Here is a 3,839-nt window from a genome sequence, read left to right as displayed (position 1 = left end):
GGGAAACGTGCGCTCACCGATGAAAGGGTGGCGGCGCTTGGCCGCTGCCACGACCGCCGCGGCCATGTTGTCGGCCGGGGGTCTACAGGTCTCGACGCCGGCCGTGGCGGCCGAGCCGGACCGCCCGGCCGCCTTCACCGCGCCGGACAAGGCATTGGGCAAGACCTGGCGGAAGTCCACCGACGTGCTGGTGACCGGGGCCGGGGACACCGACGGCTTCCACCTCTACGTGGCCCGGGAGGCCGACGCCTTCGGGTGGTCGACCCTGGCCACCCTGACCTCCAGCGCGCTAGCGGTCGGTCCGTGGACCGGCACCGTCTGCGTCACCGGCTCCGGTCGGTACGCGGTCGCCGTCTTCGCTCCGAAGAAGGCCGCCAACAACCCCGAGCTGTCCCGCGCCGGCGCGCTGGCGGCGGTGGTGGAGATCGCCACCGGCAAGGCCACCCACGTGGCGACCGGGGTCGAACTGGCCTACTTCAACCCGGCCTGCGGCCCTGGCGACCGGGCCCTGCTCACCCGCTCCCTGGGTGACGACTTCGCGGTCTCCACCGAACTGCTGACCGTCGACGCCGCCCGGGGGCAGGTGACCAAGGTCCGGCGGATTGCCGGGCAGCTCACCACGCCCGCTCCCGCTCCTGACGGCGACTACGGCATCCTCGGCGGGCACCTGGTGAGCATCGACGACCGGGGTCGCACCACCCGGCTGGCCCAGCCGCAGGGCCAGACGTTCGGGGTGCGGGCCACCGCTCGCAGCGGCGTCGACCTGATCACCGTGGCGGGCAAGCAGGCGGTGGCCCAGCGATTCCACGACGGTGAGCTGGCCACCATCGCGACCGGCCCCTGGGACAAACTCCAGTTGTTCGGGCAGCGCGGTGGTCGCAACGTGCTGGTCGGGCAGGCGAGCCTGGCGGGCAGCGTGCCGGAGCTGAGTGTCCTGCCGGCCGACCGCCAGGTGCGGGCGCTGTCCGATCAGGGCCACCTGATCGCCGAGGAGGTCGTGACCCAGCAGAGCATGCGGGCCGTAGGCCAGCCGCTGCGCCCGGCGGATCCGGCGGACGCAGGTGACGTACGGATCGCGGTGCGTGCCACGGCCAGCGGCCAGGCGGCCGAGCACACGCTGGACACCAGCCTGGCTCCCACGCTCGATGTCACCTTCGGCAGCGCCGCCGGACCGACCGCACCCGACCAGGCTCGCATGGCCGCAGCGAACCTGGGCACACCGACCTGCGCGATCCCGCGCAACAGCCCTCGGGTGCAGCCCCTGCAGCCCAGCCCGGACATGGTGGAGTGGGCCGTCAACCAGGCAGTGCACGGGAGACTCAACGTCACCCGGTCGGCGAACTATCTCAAGGCCGGCCTGCCGGCGTATCAGCCGCAGGGTCTCTTTCCGCTGCGCCAACTCGCCGGTGGTGGCCGGGTTCCGGCGCAGATCATGCTGGCCGTCCTCGCCCAGGAGACGAACCTGTCCCAGGCGTCGTGGCACGTGGTTCCCGGCGACACCGGCAACCCGCTGATCGCCAGCTACTACGGCCACGAGGGCAACCTCGATGTCATCGACTACAGCAAGACCGACTGCGGGTACGGCATCGGGCAGGTCACCGACGGCATGCGGGCCGACAGCAACCTGTTCACCGATACGCAGCGCCGCGCGATCGCGGTTGACTACGCGGCGAACATCGCCGCCGGGCTCAACATCCTGATCGAGAAGTGGAACCAGATGAACACCGAACTCCTGGAGAACAGGAGTTCCATGAACAACAACGATCCGACCTGGGTCGAGAACTGGTTCCTCGCGGTCTGGGCATACAACAGCGGTTACTACCCGTACGACCGGCGCAACACCGCCCTGCAGAACGGCCGGTTCGGGATCGGCTGGTTCAACAACCCCGCCAACCCGAGGTACCCGGCCAACCGGATGCCCTTCCTGCGCGCGACCATGGCCGATGCGGAGCGGCCGAACGACTGGGCGTACCCGGAGCGGATCATGGGTTGGGTGGAGACACCGCAGCTCAAGGGCTTTCCGATCATGTCGCGGGCGTACTCCGAACCGGAGTACGGGGCCAACTCGCCGCGTACCGGCCCGCACGGGATCACGCCGCTGTTGTCCATTCCGGACCGGTATGCGTTCTGCTCGACAGTCAACAACTGTTCGCCGGCCACCAACGGCTGCCCAGCCGAATCCGAGCTGTGCTGGTGGCACGGGGTGGCGAACTCGGGCAACTGCCTGCTGGAGGAGTGCGCGCGGGAGAAGCTGGCCTACGGTGCCGGCACGGCCGAGCCCGGGGTCAAGCGCATCTATCCGCGCAACTGCGAGACGTTCACCGGGTACAAGAACGGCAACCAGATCCCGAACAAGCGGATGTCGGTGGTCTACTCGCTGAACGACACCGGCCAGTACAACCTCGGCTGCGACGTCGACCAGACCGACGGCAAGTTCACCATCCGGTATGGATATCCGGCCGGCGGCCCCACCGCACCGTACGCCGACATCGACTTCCACCAGATCGGCGCCGGCTACAAGGGACACATCTGGTACACGTACGTCTACAGCGGCAATGCGAAACGCCGGATCGTCGGGTCGTGGACGCCGAACCTCGACCTCGTGCCGGGCGAACGGGCCCGTTACGACATCGTGGCCCACGTGCCCAGCCACGGTGCCGACTACGACAACGCCGAATACCTGATCACCACGGGCACGATCGGCACCGTGACGACCTGTCGGCTCAACCTGGCCAATGAGGCCGGGTGGGCGATCGGCGGCATCCCCATCCCGAGCCCCAACCTGGGCGAGGACAAGTGGGTCTACCTCGGTTCGTACGAACTGGGCCGGGGTGCGCAGGTGCAGCTCAACAACGTCGGCTCGGTCACGATGCGGAACTTCGACGCGGTTGCCTTCGACGCGATGGCGTTCGTGCCGATCGGCAGCAACCCGGGCCACTCCTGCGGCGACGACTACTGACCCCGGTTAGCCGGGTCGATCCCGGCCAGCCCTCGTACTGTCGGCTCATCCGGACACCAGTGTCCGGGTGGGCCGACGTCCGGTCGAGGGCGGTCGTGGGCAGCCCGCCAGATCAGCCTCGGCCCATTTCGGCGGCCCGCGCCCACCATCGAGGAGGCGGCGCCTCAGCCGCTTCGGCGGCGACGCTGCAACGCCACACCGGCGGTGACCGCGCCGGCCACCAATCCGGCGGCGGCGGTCGACGGGACCGCGATCTTGACGGCCCGGCGGCCGGTGCGGAAGTCGCGTACCTCCCAGCCCTGCCGGCGGGCCTGGCGCAACAGGGTGGTGTCCGGGTTGACCGCCACCGCCCGGCCCACCGTGGACAGCATCGGCAGGTCGTTGGCGGAGTCGCTGTAGGCGGTGCACCGACGCAGGTCAAGGCCCTCCACGGCAGCGAGCTGGGTGATCGCCTCGGCCTTGGCCGGCCCGTGCATCAGGTCGCCGACCAGCCGGCCGGTGTACGCGCCGTCGACTATCTCGGCGACCGTACCGATCGCGCCGGTCAACCCGAGCCGGGCGGCGATCACCCGACCGATCTCCACCGGGGCGGCGCTGACCAGCCAGACCCGCTCACCGGCGTCGAGATGGCCCTGCGCCAGCCGGCGGCTCCCGGCCCAGATCCGCGGCGCCATCAGCTCGTCGAAGATCTCCTCGGCAAGCCGTTCGACGTCCTCCACCCGCCAGCCCTCGACGAACGCGAGGGCGGCGTCCTTCGCCTGCGACATGTCCCCGGCGTGCTCCCGAGCGAGCAGCCGGAAGCGCAGCTGCTGCCAGGCGAACCGGGCCAGGTCGGCAGCGGTGAAATAGTTGCGCGCGGCGAGGCCGCGGGCGAACCAGT

2 protein-coding genes are annotated in these 3,839 nt (G+C 70.0%); one reads left to right on the top strand and one right to left on the bottom strand.

Annotated elements, in window-relative coordinates; genetic code table 11:
- Window positions 1-37: 37 nt before the first annotated feature.
- Window positions 38-2,959 (top strand): hypothetical protein, encoded by a 2,922-nt coding sequence (locus AB0M52_RS18375; RefSeq protein ID WP_363954776.1) that lies wholly within the window; start codon window positions 38-40, stop codon window positions 2,957-2,959.
- A 164-nt stretch (window positions 2,960-3,123) separates the two neighbouring features.
- Here the strand turns inward: AB0M52_RS18375 and AB0M52_RS18370 are convergent.
- On the bottom strand, window positions 3,124-3,839 hold a 716-nt coding region (locus tag AB0M52_RS18370), incomplete at its 5' end, for an HAD-IB family hydrolase (protein WP_363954773.1).

Source organism: Micromonospora sp. NPDC051296 (assembly GCF_040682255.1).
Classification (GTDB): Bacteria; Actinomycetota; Actinomycetes; order Mycobacteriales; family Micromonosporaceae; genus Micromonospora; species Micromonospora craterilacus.
This window is presented reverse-complemented; position numbering and strand designations above follow the sequence as displayed.